Genomic DNA, 19783 nt, shown 5'->3' with positions numbered 1-19783 from the left:
CCTTTCAAAACTGCTGAAGTTGCGGGAGCGTCAGTTGGGCGACGGCGTAATCGCCGCTGCCGTCGAGACCGGTGACCTCGGCGATGGCGTCAATGCGGCGCGAGGATCCGCGCCCGGCGATGAAGACAATCAGATCGATGGCATCGGCGATCAGACGGCGTGGTACAGTGACGACTGCTTCCTGCGCGAGTTGCTCGATCCGGTAGAGGGCGGAGCGCGCCGAATTGGCGTGAACCGTGGCGATGCCGCCGGGGTGGCCAGTGTTCCATGCCTTCAGCATATCGAGGGCTTCCGCACCCCGGACTTCGCCGACGACGATGCGGTCGGGCCTGAGCCGCAGCGTCGAGCGTACGAGATCGGCAAGCGTCACCGAGCCCCGTCTTGTCCTGAGTGCAACGCAGTCCTTGGCAGCGCACTGCAGCTCGCGTGTGTCTTCGATCAAGATCACCCGCTCGTCGCATTCCGCGACTTCGACCAGCAGCGCATTGGCGAGCGTGGTTTTGCCCGACGACGTGCCGCCTGCGACCAATATGTTGCGCCGCTCGCGCACGGCCTTCCTCAGCGCATCGGCCTGCAGCGGCAGCATGATTTGGTCGGCGACATAGTTGGCCAACGTGTAGAGTTTTGCGGCCGGTTTACGGATGGCGAAGCATGGCGCCAGAACGACTGGCGGCAACAGCCCCTCGAAGCGCTCGCCCGAGGGCAGTTCGGCGCTGACGATCGGACTACCCGCATGCGCCTCGGCACGCACATGGGAAGCGACCAGGCGGACGATGCGTTCCGCCTCGGATGGGTGCATATGCACGCCGGTACCGACCCGACCTTCTCCCAGCCGGTCGAGCCGCAGCGCACCGTCGGGATTGACCATCACCTCGACAACAGATGAATCGGCAAGGGCCTCAGCGATTGCCGGGCCCATGGCGGTGCGCAACATGGCACGATGGCGATGGTCGACCTCCGGATGAGAACTCATCCTTCCCCTCCCCCGCCATTATCCGTCCCAAGCGACCGTTTGCCGGAGGCGATCTGGCGGCCCACTTGCTCGACGAATTTGTCGAAGCGCTCCTGGGCAATCGCCTGCGTCGCCCGGTCCGGGACTGGTGTGTGAGCATGAAGCGTGAGGGAAAAGCGAATGAAGAGCGCCAGGCTCTCTAGGATCATCTCGACGTCGCGTCTGAGATGACCGAGGTCACGGGAAAGACGGTCGAGCCTTACGCCGTAGCGCCGGTCGAGCTCGTTCTCGCCACGCCGCTCGATAAAGGCCTCGACTGCCTTCGCCACGATCGCTGATTTGGTCGTCGATGGATCGCGGCTGAGGTCGTCCAGTTTCTTGCTCAGGTCGGGTTCGAGCAGAAATTGATGACGAATGCGCTGAGGGCTCATGTGGTTCGTTCCAACTGTCCCAGCGCTGTTGCGCGGGCGGGAACGAGCATCGGCGACTTCCTCGAAATTGCTTATGGCCGTTATCTACGCTGATTTGCGCTCTGCCTTCGGCAGCTTCTTTCAGAAGCCGGGCACGATGTCCTTGTTGTCGCCCGTTCCCTCGTTGATGCCATAAGCGCGTGCGGCAGTGGAAATTCGGTCCATCACGCGCCTGTCGGCAACTGCCTCGCTATCATCGTCCGCGGGCTTGAGCAGGTCGTCCCGGTCGGGCTCCAGAGTGACGGCTGTATGCTCTTCAGGCAGACCCGGATGTCGCTGTTGCTGGACACCTCCTTCATCTTCAATTGCCTCGCCCGCACTTTCGCCGCCGACAGCAAGACGGCGGTCAACGCCCCGCACCTGCCCGATCCAACAGTCCGGACGCGGTACTGGCCGATCCGCGTAAGCGACGCCGTCGCGCAATACCGGCGCAGAAAGCACGCGCTCGGTGAAATTTCGATCCTGGTAGTAGCGCAGCTTCTTCGCCCGGATCGGCGGCAGCCCTGAAACCAACACCAGTTCATCGGCTTGCGGCAACTGCATCACCTCGCCCGGTGTCAATAGTGGGCGGGCGGTTTCCTGGCGGCTAACCATCACGTGCGACAGCCAGGGCGCCAAGCGATGGCCGGCATAGTTGCGCATGGACCTCAGCTCCGTCGCCGTGCCGAGCGCGTCCGAAATGCGTTTGGCCGTGCGCTCGTCATTGGAGGAAAAGGCAATCCGCACATGACAGTTGTCGAGAATGGCATTGTTGTCCCCATACGCCTTGGAGATCTGGTTCAAGGATTGCGCGATCAGATATGCACGGATGCCATAGCCGGCCATGAAGGCGAGCGCGGTTTCGAAGAAATCAAGGCGACCGAGCGCCGGGAATTCGTCCAGCATCATGAGCAGTTGATGGTTCCTCCTCTTCTTAGGATCCCCCTCCAGCCGCTCCGTCAGACGCCTGCCGATCTGATTGAGCACAAGTCGCACCAGCGGCTTCGTGCGCGAGATGTCCGATGGCGGCACGACCAGATAGAGTGACATCGGTCGCTCAGCATCCAGGAGGTCGGCAATGCGCCAGTCGCAGGCTGATGTCGCTGCCGCCACCGTAGGATCGCGATAGAGGCCGAGAAACGACATGGCGGTCGAAAGAACGCCTGAACGCTCGTTCTCCGACTTGTTCAACACCTCGCGAGCTGCCGAGGCCACGACAGGATGGACCTGGGGCTTATCCGCCGCGCCGAGATGGTTGGTCGTCATCATCCGCCGTAATGTCGCGGCAAACGAGCGTTGCGGGTCCGACAGGAAGGTGGCGACGCGAGCGAGCGTCTTTTCCTCTTCGGCGTAAAGCACGTGCAAAATGGCGCCGACCAAGAGTGAGTGACTGGTTTTCTCCCAGTGGTTCCGCCGGTCCAGCGCGCCTTCCGGATCTACCAGGATGTCGGCGATGTTCTGGACGTCGCGGACCTCGTCTGGACCTTTTCGTACCTCCAGCAGCGGGTTATAGCGCGCCGACCTCGGATCGGTCGGATTGAACAGGAGACAGTAGGAGAACTTCGAGCGCCAGCCGGAGGTCAACTGCCAGTTCTCGCCTTTGATATCGTGAATGACGGCCGAGCCGGTCCAGGACAGAAGAGTTGGAACAACCAGTCCGATGCCCTTGCCTGATCGTGTTGGGGCAAAGGCCATGACGTGCTCGGGCCCGTCATGGCGCAGATAGCGATCCTTCAGCTTGCCTAGGAAAACGCCGGCCGGCCGAAACAGCCCTGCCGTCTCGATCTCGTGAGTCGCGGCCCACCTTGACGACCCATATGTGGTGACCGACCCGAGCTGTCGCGCGCGCCAGAGCGAGCCGGCGATCGCGGCGGCACAGCCCACGAACCCACTGGCGCCGGCCAGCGCACCGGCCTTATCGAAGACCTCGGGCGCATAAGCGTCGAAGTGGAACCACCATTCGAACAGTTTCCACGGCTTGTAGATCTGCCAGCCAGCCGCGACTAACCATGGCGCGCCGAGTGGCGGTTGATGGCCGAGCATGTGGGCGCACCACTGCGTGGCCGCCCATACGCCGAGTATCACGATTGCGAACACGACGGCGATCTGCCCAATCAGCAACTTCGTAGGCGTCATTGGCTTGCTCCGCAGTTCTGGACATGCGGGGCCAAGCATCGCGCGGCGCGATGTGAACTGAAATGCACACTACGCACGACCAGGTGCGATGAGGGAATGGGCAGGATCGCTCAGACTGGAAACTTTCGGTGGAGCAATAGAGATATGTCCACTTGGCCGCGGACCTGATCTGCGTCTCGTCGACATCCAAGTGCCGGTGATGCTTGGAAGTGTATTTTCGATGGACGCATGCCACCTATGAGCGCGTCACAATCATTCGACGGTGACCGATTTTGCGAGATTGCGCGGCTGGTCGACATCTTTGCCCATGGAGACCGCCGTATGATAGGCAAGAAGCTGTATCGGCAGCGAGAAGATCATCGGCGCGATAATCTCGTCGACGGCCGGCAGCACGATCGTATGCATCGTGTCGAGTTTCGACGCAGCGGCCCCATTTTCATCGGTGATGAGGATAATCCGCCCTCCACGGGCGGCCGCTTCCTCCATATTGGAGACGGTCTTGTTGAAAAAACGATCATGTGGCGCGATGACGATCACTGGCATGTTCTCGTCTATCAATGCGATCGGACCATGCTTCAATTCGCCAGCCGCATAGCCCTCAGCATGGATGTAGGAAATCTCCTTGAGCTTCAGCGCACCTTCCATCGCCAGTGGGAAACTGGTGCCGCGGCCAAGATACAGGACACCATGACACTTTGACAGTTCGCGCGACAGGAGCTCGATATCTGGCTGGATGCTGTTCAGTACCCGGCCCATGACGCCCGGCATTTCGGCAAGGCTCCGGACGAGCGCCTTCACCTCATATTCAGTTAGCGTTCCACGGTCCTTGGCAGCGCCGATGGCGAGTGTGGCCAGAACCGCAAGCTGGCACGTGAAAGCCTTCGTGGAGGCGACGCCGATCTCCGGGCCGGCAAGGATCGGGAAGATCGCGTCGGCCTCCCGAGCGATGGTCGATTCGCGGGCATTGACGACAGCGCCGGTTTTCAGCCCACGCCCCTTGCAGTACCTCAGGGAGGCGAGCGTATCGGCGGTTTCGCCGGATTGCGAAATGAAAAGAGCCGCCGATTCCGGCGGCAACGGGATCTCCCGGTAGCGGAATTCGGACGCAACGTCGATTTCGACCGGCAGGCGCGCATAGCGCTCGAACCAGTATTTTGCGATCAGTCCGGCCAGATAGGCGGTGCCGCAAGCCGAGATCGCCAGGCTCGGGATGCTGGCGAAATCTATGCTAGAAACCGTATCGACGCGATTCCCTTCGAAGTTGATGTAATGACCGAGCGCACGGGCGATGACCTCGGGCTGCTCGTAAATTTCCTTCTCCATGAAGTGGCGACGGTTGCCCTTATTGGCCAGGTATGCCCCGGCCGTGGAAGTCTGGCGCGGACGCTCGACGGGATGGCCATCGAAATCGAAGATATCGGCGCCTGCCTTGCCGATAACGGCCCAGTCGCCGTCGACGAGATATGTGATTGCATTTGTGAAGGGAGCTAGCGCCATGGCGTCAGAGCCCAGGAACATCTCGCCGTCGCCGTGACCGATCGCCAGCGGTGGTCCATTGCGCGCCACCATGATGGTCGACGGATCATCCTCGAAGAGAATGGCAAGCGCGTAGGCGCCCCTGACGCGCTTCAGCATGGCGTGCATTGCCTTACCCCGCCCCATGCCCTCCCGGCGGTGTCTTGCCAAGAGATGCACGACGACCTCGGTGTCGGTGTCGGTCTGGAACTCGGCGCCCGCAGCCGCCAGTTCGTCCTTCAACTCGGCGAAATTCTCGATAATGCCGTTGTGAACGACGGCCACACCGTCCATAAAGTGCGGGTGCGCGTTGCGCTCAGTCGGTGCCCCATGCGTTGCCCAGCGCGTGTGTGCGATGCCGATGGTGCCACTCAGCGGCTCTTCCTTCAACTTCTTCTCGAGATTGATGAGCTTGCCCTTGGCGCGCCGGCAGTGCAACGAGCCCTCGGTGATGGTGGCAACGCCGGCTGAGTCATATCCTCGATATTCGAGACGCTTCAAAGCGTCGACCAACCGATCCGACACCGGCTGATGCCCAACGATGCCAACAATCCCGCACATGATCGTCTCCGAATTCTTCCCGGTAGCCTCAGCCGACCCGAAGGGCACCGCCCGGCGCTGAGCCTCCTAGTAGAATTCGGTAAAACAGGTAAAATCGATTGTTGGGATGGCTGCCATCCAGCCAGTGGATAGAAGAGGACGTGTTTGACCAGTGAGAAACGGTATGCGCGGTGCCGGCTTGCGTCCACCAACCGCCAGTTGGGACGAGTTTCCGTAGTCGGCTGAGGCGTAACGATCATCGCAATGTCCGCTTTTTACATGCTGTTGACTCGCCCAGTTAACGGCCCTTAGATCCATTGACTGCTACAATGCTTAGGGGTTTTCAAAATGCCGTTCAAACGGGCCGGTCTATACCCTGCCGATCTCGATCTATGCCAACGGGTATTCGACCAGATATGCAGTGACGAGCATATCGCCCGCTCATCGTTGGAGGCCGACCACCTCGCCCTGGATATTATGGTCGCGTTGGAAGAAGAGGCTGACGCGGATGAGGCTGAGCTGCTTGAACTCATCAGATTGAAGCGGCGGGCTACTCGTCATCTCGGAAACCCTGCAGAGAGGCATGGCGGACGTCTTCGTCGCCGCTGAGGGATGCAGTCACCCGGACCTTCCCTTTGCATGTTCGACTGCCTTGCTGGCCGCCTTGGCAACTCCTGCATGTTTGCTCACGCGCACTGTCGGCCGTCTGGAACTTGCGCCAAACTCATCAGTTCTGGACAATGCCAAACAGCGCGTTGCTACGATCCTGACTTCCATCGGCATACTGACATCCCGGCCGGCGGCTCGACGCCCCTCAAGGGGTGGCCTGGAAGCGTCGCAGCCGGCGCAGCGCGGCGGCCAACCTTGACTGCGTCTCGACACGAGGTCGGCGCTTCACCGGAAACGACGCAAGGGCAGCGACAAGCACATGCGCAGGAGCCTGCCGCGGCAGTCACCTGAACCAGCAAGCGGCCCCGGGTGTCCTTCCGCTTTCATCCGGGCTTCGCCGTCAACCCAAAGCGAACAACTAATGTGCTACAAAAACCGGGATGTCTGCCTGAGATCCGCCTGGACTTTCGCAGTTGCGCTAAATGCGGGCTTCTCTTCTATTGTCAGCGAGATCTGGCGAGGGTTCAACGCCGTTGCGCTGCAGATCGCAGACGATCGTTCCTTAGCGCTGTCCATTGCGCTAGGCACGGTCAGGGATGCCGATCACATGCGGCGCTTTCGGCGCTCGAACCCGGGCCGCAGGAACAGTCCGCAACGGTGTGTCCCCGCTCACCGGCATAGCGAGCCTGTCCGGCAGGCGCGAGCCCGGGTTGCCATCCTTGGCGGAGTCTGTGTGGCCCCAGCGATGACATCTGATTCGGCCCCCTGCACATCCATCCAGATGAAATCGATCTTGCTCAGGTTGGCTTCGCTGCACCAGTCGTCAAGCCTTCGAGTTTCAACCGATATGGGGTGATCGAACCTAACCCAATCATGTTCGAAAAGATGATTCTTGGGTCGGCGTATCGAGCCAGATCGGTCCCATTCCTTCGCACTTCCGTCTCCGTTGCTTGGATGGAAATCAATACTGCCATTCCGGCTACTGATCGCGATCTCGAAAAGCCTCACCTTGTCTAGGTAGAGATCCATGTACTTCTTAAAGCGGGCAGCCGCTCGAGGGTCGGGCTCAAAGCAGTAGAGCTGAGCCCTTGGGCAAAGCCTGAGAAAACGTCGCGTATCGGTTCCGTCATTGCAGCCGATGTCCAGGATGACGGGATTGGGCTTTTGAAGGAGTGAAACAATCTGCCGACGTAACTTCAACGAAGACACCGGTTCGCGCACACACTCCAGAAGCTCTTGCCAGAGCCGCTGCATGGAGATTGGAAAGGTCTCCCTGGAAGGCCGAAATATTTCCATTGAACTCGTCCTCAGCGCCTTGAATGCAGCCGTGCCGCCTTATGGGAGTGTAGGTCACCCGGAACTTAGGGCTGGCACCGGGCAACTTGGATTGCTTTCGATTGGTCCTGCGGCGTCGGCCGGGTTCACAAGTCTTCCTGAAGAAGGGGAGGGCGCACTCCTTAGTAGACCCGTTTCCGCCGACCGACGTTTTCACATCCGCTATTATCCATAATTGGTAAAATCGATTGTGTTGATGGAACGCATGCGCGCGATGCATACATACCTGCCAGGCGCCTGTGACAGGCTGAACGAGGACGATGCTTCGGCGGGTCACCGTCCCCTCCGAGACTTTTCACCATCATATGGGGGTTGACGCTTCCCGCGGTTCACCAGGAAACGAAGGTCCGCAGCGCCCATCGGCTCTCGGCGGCGTGCCACAAGTCGCTGGGTTCGACCTACGCGGCGACTGCGTCAAGATCAGCCCGACCCAAAGCGTCACCCATCCGAGGGCTACATCTCGCGGCACGCCGAACTGCTGGGCAGCAGGGCATCCGCACTCAGCATGCCGCCGGACGACTATTTCAACGACGCGCTTGCGACCGCGTTCGCGCGGATGGCAGCGCCGCTCCAAGTTCAACAACAACGTGCCCGTATGCTCGACGCAAACATGTCATCTGAAGCGCTCGGCTGTTCCTCAAAGCCCGTGATCGTCTGCGCGCCGGCAGCCGATCGACCTGCCCCGATGCGCAATGGCCAATCTTGCGGGTGCGGCGATGGTTGAGGCCCGCATAGCCTGAACGCGAGCCTACGATTGCGCTGCCGCATTGGCGACCACAAAGACGGCATAGAGCGACTGTCGCGCCGTTATGAACAGGCGATTGCGCTTGGGGCCGCCGAAGGTGAGGTTGGCGACCGTCTCGGGGATGCGGATCTTGCCGATCAGCGTGCCGTCGGGATCGAAGCAATGGACGCCGTCGCCGGCCCCTGCCCAGACGCGGCCGGCCGTGTCAACCCTGAACCCGTCGAATAGGCCAGCCGTGCATGTCGCAAAAACGCCGAGCTCGCGCAGACTGCTGCCCTCGACGGCGAACTTGCGGATGTGCCGTGGCCCATCCTTCTCATGCGTAACGCCGGTGTCGCCCACATAGAGCATCGTCTCGTCCGCCGAGAAGGCAAGCCCGTTGGGTTTCGCCATGATCGAGACGACGCACACCACCTCACCCGTTGTGGGATCAGTGCGGTAGACATGGCAGCCCTCGATCTCCTGCTCGGCGCGGTCGCCCTCATAGTCCGTGGCGATGCCGTACGATGGATCGGAAAACCAGATGGTGCCGTCCGAGCGAACCACAACGTCGTTCGGTGAGTTCAACCGCTTGCCTTCGAAGCGATCGGCGATCACCGTGATCGAGCCGTCGTGCTCGGTGCGCGTGACGCGCCGCGCCCGATGCTCGCAGGTAACCAGCCGCCCCTGCGTGTCGACTGTGTTCCCGTTGGCGTTGTTGGACGGCGCGCGGAAGATCGAGACCACGCCATTGGTGTCGTCATAGCGCATAATCCGATCGTTCGGGATGTCCGAGAACACCAAGTAGCGGCCGGCGGCAAACCAGGCCGGACCCTCGAGCCAGCGGCCACCCGTCCACAGCCGCTCGACCGCCGCATGGCCGACGAACCGGCGCTCGAAACGCTCGTCCAGAACTTCGAATCCGGCGCCTTCAATATCTCCGAACATGGCTGCTTCTCCATGACATCAGCTTATCGATAGCCGTCGTTTGAAGACGACTCGCGCTGCTATGCGTCCATCCGCAATTAGTATGCCGGTTGCGGGCAGAGCTTAGCAGCGGTACGGTCGTGGTCAGCGTTGACTCTTACTTATTTTCTCCACTGACCCGCGCTCATGCTGATTTTGTTGCGCGTCGTCTGGCGCGAAAGATTTTCGGCTTTCGGAGAGACTCATCGGCTCAATTGTGGCGATCGTTACGACTGCGGCAGCGTCAGCGGCGAGGTCCGGAACAGGGCGGATCCCGGTCTCGAAGCGCCGCCGCGTGCGGGTGCGTGAGTACCTGCTCTGAGTCATGTAGTGACTGCCCAGGGTTTCCCATTGAGATCCACCAGCGATCCCGGGATGTCGTTCTGATTCGATGGCCCACGGCCGCGGCGACCGAATGTAATTGCCCCGCGTCGACCATCGGCTATCGCAGGGTGTCGCGCCTGCTCACAGCAGGCGGATGTTGCGACGGAAGCGTTGTCGGTGATGACGATGGACGGCTCCGGTCATGACTTCGCTCTTGGACATTTGAGGACGGTCGGCCGACCGTCTTTCATCTCCTCTTCGTTTACCCTTCGCGCTCGGCACGCCTCGACCATGTCCTCTCGACAGAGCATCGTTCGGTCACTTCCGCACAAGATTCCGTGCAGCCATGTCACGAAACGCTCGGCCCGCTCCTCTGTCGGCCAATAATCCATGAAATCCCCTCCCCGCGCATGATCCCGGACACCTCCTTGCCGATGTGCCGATCGAGCACTGGCCGCCATGGCACGAGCGTGAACTCGCGCGACTTCTCGATGACGGCGTATTGGCCGCTGGCAAGCTCGACCGATCGGCGCAGCGTGCCTTCTACCCGAACCCCAGGCTTCGCTTCGGAATACGACAGTCCAAGTTCGTCCGACAGCTGACCGGCAACACGGTTCAGCTCGCGGTGGCGCAGGATGGAAAGCATATTCGAGCGGAAAACGATCCTACCCTGGTCTTCATGCGCCAAGCCTTGCACGATGAGCCATTGCCGCCGGCGGACCTGCACCTCACGCACCTCACGGCCGAAGCCCGAGTTGCGCAACCCCTCTGGTTCATCGGAAACCAACTCCCGGTCGATCCATGTGGCGCCGTCGAAGCCGACTTGGCGTTCCAGCGACAAAAAGGAGAGCTTCTCGACTGTCACAGGCTCCGCCCTGGCCCGCAGCCGCTCGTATTCCGATGCGCGATCGAGATGATCCGGCGCGATGATCCACGTGCCGTCCGGCTCGCGCTCGACAGCCCGGGTGGCGCGCCGGATCGCCTCCAGCCGGCGCACATGCGTTTCGGCAAAGCTTTCGGTGGCCGACGGATCATGCCTCAGGTGGATATCGACGTTGTAACGGCCGCCATGTGCGGCGGCGATCTCGGCGGTCGTCCGATCAACCTGCCTGGGCTCGGTGTTCCGCGGTGTGACCCGGACGATGCAGCTATCAGGCGTCGGTTCGGTGCCTTCGCCTTTGCCGATGTCGATGTAGTGGGTTCTTCCATCCACCCCGTCGATGATGAGGTAATGACGGTCGTTGATCTCGTCGGCCAGCCCGCGCCCGACAACGCAGCCGACGATACGCTGGGCCTGCTCACCGGATCGATCGTGGATCACCCAATCGGCGGCACTGCGGGCGAGCCCTTTGCCTGTGAGCTCGCGGTGCATGGTCTTGATGATGTCACCGCGCTCGCCGATGCCGCGCAATGTGGCTTCGAGCTGGCCATCGAGGCGCCAGCGACCCGACCCGACCTCTTCTGCCAAGCCCATCCGCTCGAGCTTGCGCAGCCGGCCCTGGTGCAGCGTCTGACGAAAGGCCTCGGGCCCGTCCGTCGAAACAAGTCCGTCATCGTCGCGCATGCGCAGCAGCTGCCGGTCGATGCTGGTGAAGCGTTCCTGCTCCATTTCCTGGCGCAGGCGGTGCTCGATCTCGTGGTCGGTGCGCGGACCGAGATCGAGGCTGACCAGCTCGGCCGCGCGCTCGCGGATGCCCCTCGAGATGTATTCCCGCGCTATGACGAGGTTCTCGCCGCGATCGTCCTTGCCACGCACGATGATGTGGGTGTGCGGATAGCCGGTATTGAAATGATCCACGGCAACCCAATCAAGCCTCGTGCCGAGGTCCTCCTCCATCTGCGCCATGAGCCGACGGGTCAGCGGCTTGAGGTCGTCATACTCGATGCCGTCTTCTGGCGCGACGATGAAGCGGAACTGATGCCGGTCGCCGTCTGCGCGATCGACAAACGCCTTACCGTCGACGCGGTCGCTATCGGCACCGTACAGCTCGCCAGGCGCACCTTCCCTGGTGACACCGTCGCGCTGGATGTAGCGCAGATGCGCACGCGCTCCGTCCGCGCCCTTGCCGGCCAGTTTTACGATCCGGGCCTTGACGACGACGCGACGCTGACGGAAGGCAGCATAACGATCGCGCGATTTCAGCAGCGCGGCGGCCGCTCCGCCGCGCCCTGCCCGGCTGCCGTTAAAGCGGCCGCCGCGCTGGGGCCGGCTGCCGGCTCTGTTGATCGCCGCCTGGACTTGGCTGGCGAAGCGTTTGCCTGCCGTCGAGCCGCGCGAGCCTATTCTGCCGAGCTTCGGCCTGAATTCGTCATCCTGCATCGTGGCCTCCCAGAAATTTCAAGCAGAGTCAGATACTTGCGTGTCCCACACTCCCGGCTCTGCCAGCAGCCTCCGGGAAAAACGATGTGCAGACAAAGACTTCGCCGCCTCCTGGAGGCATTGCCTTTATCTTGCCTTACGCCGCCCTTCCGCTTTCCGGCTTCCGCACCCGCTCTTTCCCGCCCCGCAAAACCGCGCCCCCGCTCGCCGAGTCACCCGCCATTCGGCTCGTTCGTCCGAGCGCGATTGACGCGCAGCGGCACAAAGAGATCGCCTTTCGCTTCGCCGGCGCGAACGCCGTTACGAAGGAAGAAGAGCGAGCGGCCAGAGGGAGCGTTTTGGCTGTTTGGCGCCTTGGAGTCCCCTTCGAATTCATCAATGTCGTCCGCCGAAATCCCCTTCCCCCTGAGCTGTTTGAGATAGGCAACTGTCTCCTTCGGCAGCGGCTTCCCACGCTTCAAATGCGATTCGTAGCGCTCGGGTCCTGCGTTGTAGGCGGCAAACAGGCCGGGGAATCCGAAGCGGTCAAACATGGCGCTGAGATAGGCGGTTCCGGCGAGAATATTGTCACGCGGATCGTGCGGATCGGCTCCCAGACCGTATTCGGCACGCATGTCCTGATACGTTTCCGGCATCACCTGCATGAGGCCCATTGCGCCCGCGCGTGAGGTAATTGGGCGGCCGTCGAGCATGGTCTTGCCGCCGCTTTCGGCATCCATGACGGCGTAAATCCAGGCCTGAGGAATACGGAAGCGTCTGCTTGCTTCGCCTGTGAACTCGTGCCACCTTTGAAGGTGCGGAATTTGGGAGATGGCGACCGGCTCAGCGCCGGTCGAGGCGGAACAGGCGCATGGCGCAAAGGCGATCATGCCGAACATCAGCAGGGTCACTCGGTCCATAGCGGCACGAGCCTCCCGATGACATTTGCGCGCGGCACCGGCCCGAAATAGCGGCTGTCGAATGACCGAATATCGTCGCTGCCGAGCAGGAAGATTTCGTTGTCGGGGAGTGTCCGGCACCCGTTCCACCGTGGCAGCGGGCGGCCTCTGGTATCCTTCGCCAGCCGTCGCGCGACGATCTCGCCGTCGATGATGACCGCGTCATTGAAGGTGCAGACATGGTCGTTCGGCAGCGCGGCAAGACGTTTTACGAGCGGCACGTTGCGGGGCAGATAGCCGCGTTCGGCGGCGAGTTCGGCGAGCGATTCTGGCGGGCGGACGAGCACCAGATCACCCCGAGCCGGTGCTGCAAACCCGAGGCCATAGAGGCCGACGGGCGCGCTGGCCGAGGCGTTCCAGACCAGCCAGGGCCTTGGTTTGACGGTGCCGGCGAAGCCGATCAGGGTCAGTCCAATCACGGCAGCGCCGATGGTTTTGCGTGCCTGGAGGCGCCGCAGGCGGCTGCCGATCAGACGGATGGGAGGGCGCCGGCTCATGAGCGGCCTCCCTGGCCGGCTTGGCCGGAACCGGCCTCACCATCCTCGTTACCGGCGTGCTGCGGGTGCCCTTTCGACCATCCGTCGAGTTCGTCGATGTGGTAGCGGACATAGCGGCCGTGCTTGCGGAATTTCGGGCCGCCGCCCTTGAGCCGCATCTTTTCCAGCGTGCGCTGGGAGAGCCCGATATAGAAGGCAGCTTGGGCCGTGCTGAGAAAGGGACTGCCCTTTTTGGCGCGGGCCGCGCGTTCGTTTTCGTCGTCCATGGTGATCCTCGTTTCGCTTCGGACAAGCGAGGGCGAGGATGGGCGAGCGAGATCGCCTCCGGGACGGGCGAAGAGTCCGGGGAGAGTTTTCGCCGCCTTTTCGGGCGGGCGCCTGGGAATGAGCCCCGCGCCGGATGGGGCGCGAGGCTCGGGTCGGCCGATCAGTCGGCCGGGTTCCAGATGATGGCGTAGGTGTCGTCATCGTCCTGGCCGGCGGCGCGGCCGAGATTGGCGTAAAGCTTGCGCGGTCCGAACTCCGGCGCTGCAATCGACAGGCTCACATAATCCTTGCCGGAAGTCTCGCCGGTGCGGATCCAGCCGGCGCCAACTTCGACCCCCTGCGTCAGCACCCGGAAGTCGGGATGGTTGTCGGCGCTCTTGGCCTGGTTGGGGACGATGTCGATGTCGGCGCGGACGCTGAGCGTCTTGAGCTGGCCCTTGTAGGCGCCGTTTTCCTGCTTGTTGACGTAACCGATCGCGGTCATTTGAAGTCTCCTTTTGCTGTCGCCGGGGACCATCCCCTGCGATGGCGGACCGTAATGGGCGCGTCCGGACCGCCTGAACCCGACAGGGCCGAAGCGATAGCGGAGGACCCGAGCGGGCAGCTTTTTTGAAGCGAAGCGGCGCGAGGAAGCCGCCGCAGGCGGCGGGGAAAAAAGCTGATCGGCGAGGGTTTCGGGCGGCCGGATCCGCCCATAGGTCGACAAGCCAGCCGCAGGGGAATGGTCCTTGAAGAGAGCAGGAGATCGTGGGAAACGCGGTCGCTACAGCCGGGCAGGAGGGGCGGGAAATGACAAGGCCTGCGGCTGATAAGGTGCCACGCCGATCGAGATCGTGACCGCAGGTTGGGCGCAGAGCAGGCATCGGGCGGACGGACCGATCCATGGGGATCAGGAGTTTGCCGGCCTGGATTTTGCTGCGCGATGCGGGGCAAAGGAAGCTCGAACATGCAGCCACTGCGACCAGGGTACAGTGCGCCGAACGGCGGCTGCCGAGAAGCCGCCGCCGGCCGTGACAGGCTATTCGCAGACGAACAGCGACCTGACCCGTGCCCATTGATCGGCGGTGCGGAAGCCGCCTCGATCAGTGTAGCTTTCGACCGGGAATTTCATCCAGCGCGGCAGCCAGGTCTCGACCTGTCTGCGGCCGTTATCGCCTGAAAGAAAGTCGCGGATGATCTTCTTTTGCGTCTTCACCTTTTCGGCGACATTGCCGTCCGCGACATGTTTGCCGCCGACTTCGGCAAGCATGGAGTTGGCAATTTCCTTGTCGCGCAACAGGTCGAAGAAGGCGTCGTCCGGTTGCCAGCAAGCGCCGATGTCGACATTCAGATGATTGCCGAGCGCGTCGATGACGGCGCTGCCGGCTTCAAGTGTCTCGGCCATGACGATACTGAGAACACGCATGACATGATCGTCGCAGAGCGCCAGGAGCCGCGCGAAGATGCTTGCCGTGCCGAAGTCGTCGCCATTGCCGCCAGCGATTGTGCCGTCCTCATCCGGTTGCCCAAGCAGCGCCACGACCTCGCGCCGTTTTTCGGCAAACGCGGCCTCGGCCTTTCAGGCTGCCAGGCTTGCGGCCACGATCTCGCTGCAAGCGCGCTGCGGTTCGCGGCGCACCTGCCACAGGCCGGAACCGCCTATCGCATGCGCCACCATCAGGCGAAGTGCTGCGCCCGGATGGTCGAGCAGGCCCAAGCGCACGGCGGCATGACGGTGCAGATCGACATAGTTCTGCATCGGTCCGGCGAGTTCGGGCCGCGACGGTTTCGCGGCCGTCTCCTCTGCGCCCTCGCCATTCGCGCGGGCGCGGCGAGCCTCCTTGCACGATAGCCAGCCCTCGGTGACACTCGACCGCCGCGATACGAGACGGCGATAAAGACCTTGCCGCCCTTCTGCTTCGGCGTCTTTTCGTGGTCCCATGAGTGGAACTGCTGACCCGGTTCGAGCACGATCACCTCGCTCCAACCGTGTTCCAGACAGGCGTCGCGCTTGGCGGCAATCGCTTCGTTCTGCTTTTGCCAGAACAGGTCGGCGTCGGCGAAATAACTTTCCTTGCCAAACAGGTCGGAGACGATCAGGCCCGGATAGTCCTCAATGGCAAACAGCGCCACCTTGGTGGAGATTGACTGTCCACCGAACAGCCACTGCTTCAACTGATAGCCGCGTGGCGCGTATTGCCCCGGATCGGCAAACAGTGCCAGCCAATCCTTCTGCTGGGCTTTCGAAGCCATGGTGAGATAGCGAGCGGTTTCGGTGTCGATTTCGTCCCGCCGATAGGCTTCGCGGATTTTGGGCAGCAGTTCGCCAAGCGCCAGAATGCGCTTCACCTGAAGCTCCGTAATGCCGAAGGTGCCGGCGATCTCCGGAACTGTGCGGCCTTCTCTGATCAGCCGTGAGAACGTCTCCCATTGCGACACTTCGTCGGGGTCGAGGCGGGCGACGTTCTCGATCAACGAGGCTTCGAGGGCATCGGCGTCCTCGCCAGCCTCCATGATGGCGCAGGGCAAGGGATCGGCTTTACCTCGCTCGTCGGCGAGCGATTTCGCGGCGAAATAGCGTCGCCGTCCGGCGACGATCTCGAAGCTTTCCGGCGAGCCGTTGGGCCGCACCAGAAGCGGCACGAGGACGCCGCGCGCGCGGACGGACGGCAGAATGTCGGACAGGTCGGGCGCGCGTTTACCGTGGCGCATGTTGAGGGCGGAAATATTCAGTCGGTCGAGCGGAAATATGGCAAGCTGCATGTCTTTCTCCTTCGTTTGGGGTGCGATTGTCCCCGCCGGGGAGACTGAAGGCCGATGCGGCGGGGACGGGTTTGCGCCTAGCGGCGCTCTGGCTCCGCCGCGTCCGGCGGAAGCTCGGAATGGGATTTGGCAAGTGCTTCCGCTGCCTGCCGCAGAAGCCGCTCGGCTTCGGTGATCTGGCCGGCGCTGCGCGCGGCCTGCGCATAAACGGACAGCGGAAAATGCGCTTTGAAATAAAGGTCGCGCTCGATGCCCAGTCCGAGCGGACCCTTGATGGATTCGAGTTCGGCAAGGCTGACGCTGCCGAGTTCAGGGAAGCCGAAGCCGAGGTCGCAAAGGCCGAACAGCGTGTCGCCGTCTGCATCGAGTTCGGTCAGAAGCCAGATCGCAGGACCGGCCGGATCGAACAGTTTCACGACCGGTGCGTGGTCGGTTTCGGTGTCGGCAGCGCCGTTGGCGAGGAGCCGGGCGCGCAGTTCATCGGTGATCAGGATCATTGCGGAATTCCTTCAAAACGGTTCTGGCTGAATTGAGAGCGGCTTTTTGAAACAAGGCGGATCGAGCGACTTGCGCGCCGCGCGGGCGCATCGGCGCGCCATCAGAAGCGCAAGGCGGTCGCGCATGGCGATGGAGCGCGCTCACGCGGCGATCTCGGCATGCGCCTCACGTTCGACGTCGGCATTGAGGCCAAGCAGGAAATCGGCGGCTTTCGAGGCATGGCTGGCGGCGCGGAAAATGGCGCGATCGTCCTCGCGCAGAACCGTCAGCCATGAGCCGATGTAATCGGAATGGCGCACGGTCGGCTCGATACCGAGACTGCTGCAGATGAAGGCTGCGGCCATCTCGGCGACCAGTTCCTCGCGCGCATAGGTCCTGGAGCCGAATGAGCCTGACAGGTCGCGCGCGAGTCGCGTCGGGTAGCCGGTCCAGTGGCCAAGCTCGTGAAAGCAGGTCCGGTAGTAGTCGATCTGGTGGAAGAAAGCCGGCTGGGGCGGCACCTGGATGGTGTCGCTGCCGGGCATGTAGAAAGCGCGATCGCCGCCGATACGGAAATCCGCACCGCTTCTGCGAATAAGTTGCTCGGCCTGCGGGACGATTTCGCGCGCCGGCAGCGGCTCGGCGGCGGCATGGAGATCGTCGGGAAGATTATCGCACTGCGCGACATTGAAGACGGTAAAGCGCTTCAAAAAAGGCACGGCCTGCGGTTCGTCGCCATCGGCCTTGGCGCGTTCCTTTTCGTCCTTGGGAATAAAGCGGTCAGCGTGAACGATGGTCGTGCCGCGCTCGCCCTTCCTGACATTGCCGCCAAGGGCAAGCGCCTGCCGGAAGGTGAGCCAGTTCTGGCTGGGGTATGAGCGCTCGATGACGGCGCCCCACAGGATCAGGATATTGATGCCGGAATAGCGGCGCTGGGTGGCTGCATTCCTGGGCAGACCAAGGGCTGCCTTTGCCCTGCCCCAGGGCTTGACCCATGGCACGGTGCCGCGCTCCAGTTCGGCAACGATGCGGTCTGTGATCTCCTGATAGAGGCTGGCGCCTGAGCGCCCGCCCTTGCCCGCGCCAGCCTCTCGGCTGCCGGAATGCTTGTTGTTTGCACGCATTGTCTGGTCCTCCGTTCGCCAATCGCGCCCTCCCCGGAAGCGGGGTGGGCGGCGAAAGCGACCGGAAAGGCCCGCCGTAGAAGGCAGACCGCATCCGAAGGACCGGAACGAAGAGGAGGACCCGGAGCGGCAAGCGGAGGGTTGCGGGATGCCGCGGCTGGCCTAGAAGGGAGTGCCGCCCACCCCGTGCCACCGGGGAAGGCCACCACAAAATCGACGCCGGCCGGCTGGCCGGCGACCGTCAGCAGCCGACAGGCTGCCCGCGTCAGGGGGCGAAGCCGGATGGCCGAGACCGCCTGAGCCTGTCGAAGAAAAGCGGGCTCGGTGCACGAGCACCCGGCGCGCGCCTTCAGGCGCGCGGGCGCTCAGGACTCTGGTCCCCGAGAGCAGTTGATGCGGTCAAAATGCCGATTTTGCAGCTGTGGAAGACTGAACCTTAGCCTTTGTGCGCACGTCGGCGATGCAGCTTCGCAGCCCGGCCATCTCTACCACCCCGGCTATCACTTCGTCGCCGACCACCAACGCCGGCGTGCCGGTGATGTACAGCTCGTTGGCGAGCGCGCGATCGCGTGCGATGGCGTCGGTGATGGCCGGGCCTTGCATATCCCGCTTGAGCTGCTCAACATCGAGGCCGACACGTGCCGCAACGGCTAGGGTGGTTCTTTGGTTAACCAAGCCGGGAAAAGCAAAAAGGGCGCGATCGAACGCCTCATATTTTCCCTGTATGCGGGAGGCGAGCGCCGCGCGCGCGGCGAATTCGGAAGCAGGTCCCAGGACCGGGAGCTGTTTACGCACACTCCTCAGATTGGGATCATGCTTGAGGGCTTGCTGGAGAATGAGGTCCATTTCCTTGCACAGCGGGCAGTTGTAGTCGAGGAATGAGACCAGGGGGACGTCGCCCTGCGGATTGCCGGCGATTGGCGAGGCGAGGTCGTTGAGGAGTGCGTCGCGATGCTGCCGAATGAGTATCCTCAAGTCCGCCGCGAGCAAGGCGTTCATCTCCGAGCCGTTGCAGGTCGTCAACCTATCTGGCTGTCGCTTTAGCGTTCCCAGCACGGACAAGGCGAGGACTAAGAAACCGATTACGGCGACAAGGCCGGCGTTTTGCTTGGACATGGGGTCGGGCTCCAATCAGCCGTTAACGGGGCAGCAACGGCTGGCCTTTTGGCGTGAAAGTTGGTCGTCGCTTTGGATCGCTTGCCCGGCAGTTCCCGCAGTATCGGCAGTCGCGGGGGGCTCACAATGTCGATGCCGGCGCCATCTGGCGGTTGCTTTATGACGGCTTCGCTCCAATGGGCTGACTGCAATAGCTGAGCGGCGTTCGCGAGTTGCCAGCCGAGACCACCGGTCATCACGCCGGGCGATCTGCCCTTCAACGCCCGAGCGCCGAAGGACCCGCTCGCGAGAGCCTTTGCCAATCGTCCATCATCCGGCTCGCCCTGCTCCGGGCGACAACAAGCCTTCCCACTGCGTTGCCGAGAAAAATGGTCAGCACACGGCACTCCGACATAAAGTGGTCGACGCGAAGAATAAGCGTCACGCCGGCAGCTGGGGCGGTCGGAACGACAAAGAGCGCTGCAGCCAACGTGAGGAGGCCCGCACCGGTAATGCGAGTTGTTCCCTTCGAAGAGAGCAAGGCGACGAACAGCAGCAGGATCCGACCGCCGATCGACAGATCCGTGTTCGTCGCCTGGGCGAGGAAGAGGGGGACCAGCGTCATGTAGATGTTGGTGCCGTGCAGATTGAATGAATATCCGGCCGGGATGCCGAGGCCCACGACCGAACGCCTGGCGCTCGCCCCTTCGACGGGCGCGGCCCTCATCAGAATGCCGACCAGCTTGAACACCGGCGCAAGGAGCGCCTGAAGC

Annotated in this window: 17 protein-coding genes; all 17 read right to left on the bottom strand. The window is 62.5% G+C overall.

The features are described 5' to 3' along the window. Positions 1–4: 4 nt before the first annotated feature. Complete coding sequence (gene trbB / locus BQ8794_RS10140) at positions 5–973, bottom strand: P-type conjugative transfer ATPase TrbB (protein WP_077376364.1); 969 nt, start codon at positions 971–973, stop codon at positions 5–7. Then, positions 970–1383 (bottom strand): CopG family transcriptional regulator, encoded by a 414-nt coding sequence (locus tag BQ8794_RS10135; RefSeq protein ID WP_077376361.1) that lies wholly within the window; start codon positions 1381–1383, stop codon positions 970–972. Before BQ8794_RS10135 ends, trbB begins: the two co-directional genes overlap by 4 nt. Positions 1384–1503: 120 nt before the next feature. Next, on the bottom strand, positions 1504–3537 hold the full coding sequence (locus tag BQ8794_RS10130; RefSeq protein ID WP_077376358.1) for a conjugal transfer protein TraG: 2034 nt from the start codon (positions 3535–3537) through the stop codon (positions 1504–1506). A gap of 252 nt (positions 3538–3789) precedes the next feature. Continuing rightward, positions 3790–5613, bottom strand: a complete 1824-nt coding sequence (gene glmS, locus BQ8794_RS10125; protein WP_077376442.1) for a glutamine--fructose-6-phosphate transaminase (isomerizing) — start codon at positions 5611–5613, stop codon at positions 3790–3792. 1257 nt (positions 5614–6870) lie between these two features. Beyond that, positions 6871–7497 carry an FkbM family methyltransferase gene (locus BQ8794_RS10115; protein WP_167378692.1) on the bottom strand — a complete coding sequence of 209 codons (627 nt, stop codon included), beginning with the start codon at positions 7495–7497 and terminating at the stop codon, positions 6871–6873. 787 nt (positions 7498–8284) lie between these two features. Next, positions 8285–9208, bottom strand: a complete 924-nt coding sequence (locus BQ8794_RS10105; protein WP_077376349.1) for an SMP-30/gluconolactonase/LRE family protein — start codon at positions 9206–9208, stop codon at positions 8285–8287. 691 nt (positions 9209–9899) lie between these two features. Continuing rightward, positions 9900–11870: a relaxase/mobilization nuclease RlxS gene (rlxS, locus tag BQ8794_RS10100; RefSeq protein WP_077376346.1), complete on the bottom strand. Its 1971-nt coding sequence runs from the start codon at positions 11868–11870 to the stop codon at positions 9900–9902. Between the two features lie 212 nt (positions 11871–12082). Beyond that, complete coding sequence (locus tag BQ8794_RS10095) at positions 12083–12769, bottom strand: lytic transglycosylase domain-containing protein (protein ID WP_077376343.1); 687 nt, start codon at positions 12767–12769, stop codon at positions 12083–12085. Beyond that, positions 12757–13305: a signal peptidase I gene (gene lepB, locus BQ8794_RS10090; protein ID WP_077376340.1), complete on the bottom strand. Its 549-nt coding sequence runs from the start codon at positions 13303–13305 to the stop codon at positions 12757–12759. The genes BQ8794_RS10095 and lepB overlap by 13 nt, the downstream gene beginning before the upstream one ends. Further along, complete coding sequence (locus BQ8794_RS10085; protein WP_008871906.1) at positions 13302–13571, bottom strand: helix-turn-helix transcriptional regulator; 270 nt, start codon at positions 13569–13571, stop codon at positions 13302–13304. The genes lepB and BQ8794_RS10085 overlap by 4 nt, the downstream gene beginning before the upstream one ends. 161 nt (positions 13572–13732) lie before the next feature. Further along, a complete protein-coding gene (locus tag BQ8794_RS10080) occupies positions 13733–14056 on the bottom strand; it encodes a DUF736 domain-containing protein (protein WP_008871905.1) in 324 nt (107 codons plus the stop codon). A gap of 534 nt (positions 14057–14590) precedes the next feature. After that, positions 14591–15091, bottom strand: coding sequence for a hypothetical protein (locus BQ8794_RS36360; protein ID WP_244554905.1), 501 nt, complete (start codon positions 15089–15091; stop codon positions 14591–14593). A gap of 137 nt (positions 15092–15228) precedes the next feature. Further along, positions 15229–16314, bottom strand: coding sequence for a ParB/RepB/Spo0J family partition protein (locus tag BQ8794_RS36355; protein ID WP_244554904.1), 1086 nt, complete (start codon positions 16312–16314; stop codon positions 15229–15231). Positions 16315–16391: 77 nt separating this feature from the next. Beyond that, positions 16392–16811 (bottom strand): DUF2958 domain-containing protein, encoded by a 420-nt coding sequence (locus BQ8794_RS10070; protein ID WP_077376337.1) that lies wholly within the window; start codon positions 16809–16811, stop codon positions 16392–16394. A 141-nt stretch (positions 16812–16952) separates the two neighbouring features. After that, a complete protein-coding gene (locus tag BQ8794_RS10065) occupies positions 16953–17915 on the bottom strand; it encodes an ArdC family protein (protein WP_077376334.1) in 963 nt (320 codons plus the stop codon). A gap of 399 nt (positions 17916–18314) precedes the next feature. After that, complete coding sequence (locus BQ8794_RS10060) at positions 18315–19031, bottom strand: DsbA family protein (RefSeq protein ID WP_077376331.1); 717 nt, start codon at positions 19029–19031, stop codon at positions 18315–18317. A gap of 256 nt (positions 19032–19287) precedes the next feature. Then, positions 19288–19783 (bottom strand): cation:dicarboxylate symporter family transporter (locus tag BQ8794_RS37335; protein ID WP_425293529.1); only part of this gene is annotated, 496 nt, incomplete at its 5' end.

This window comes from Mesorhizobium prunaredense (assembly GCF_900156895.1).
Classification (GTDB): Bacteria; Pseudomonadota; Alphaproteobacteria; order Rhizobiales; family Rhizobiaceae; genus Mesorhizobium; species Mesorhizobium prunaredense.
The sequence above is the reverse complement of the archived record's forward strand: the minus strand, read 5'-3'. Positions and strand labels throughout refer to the sequence as shown.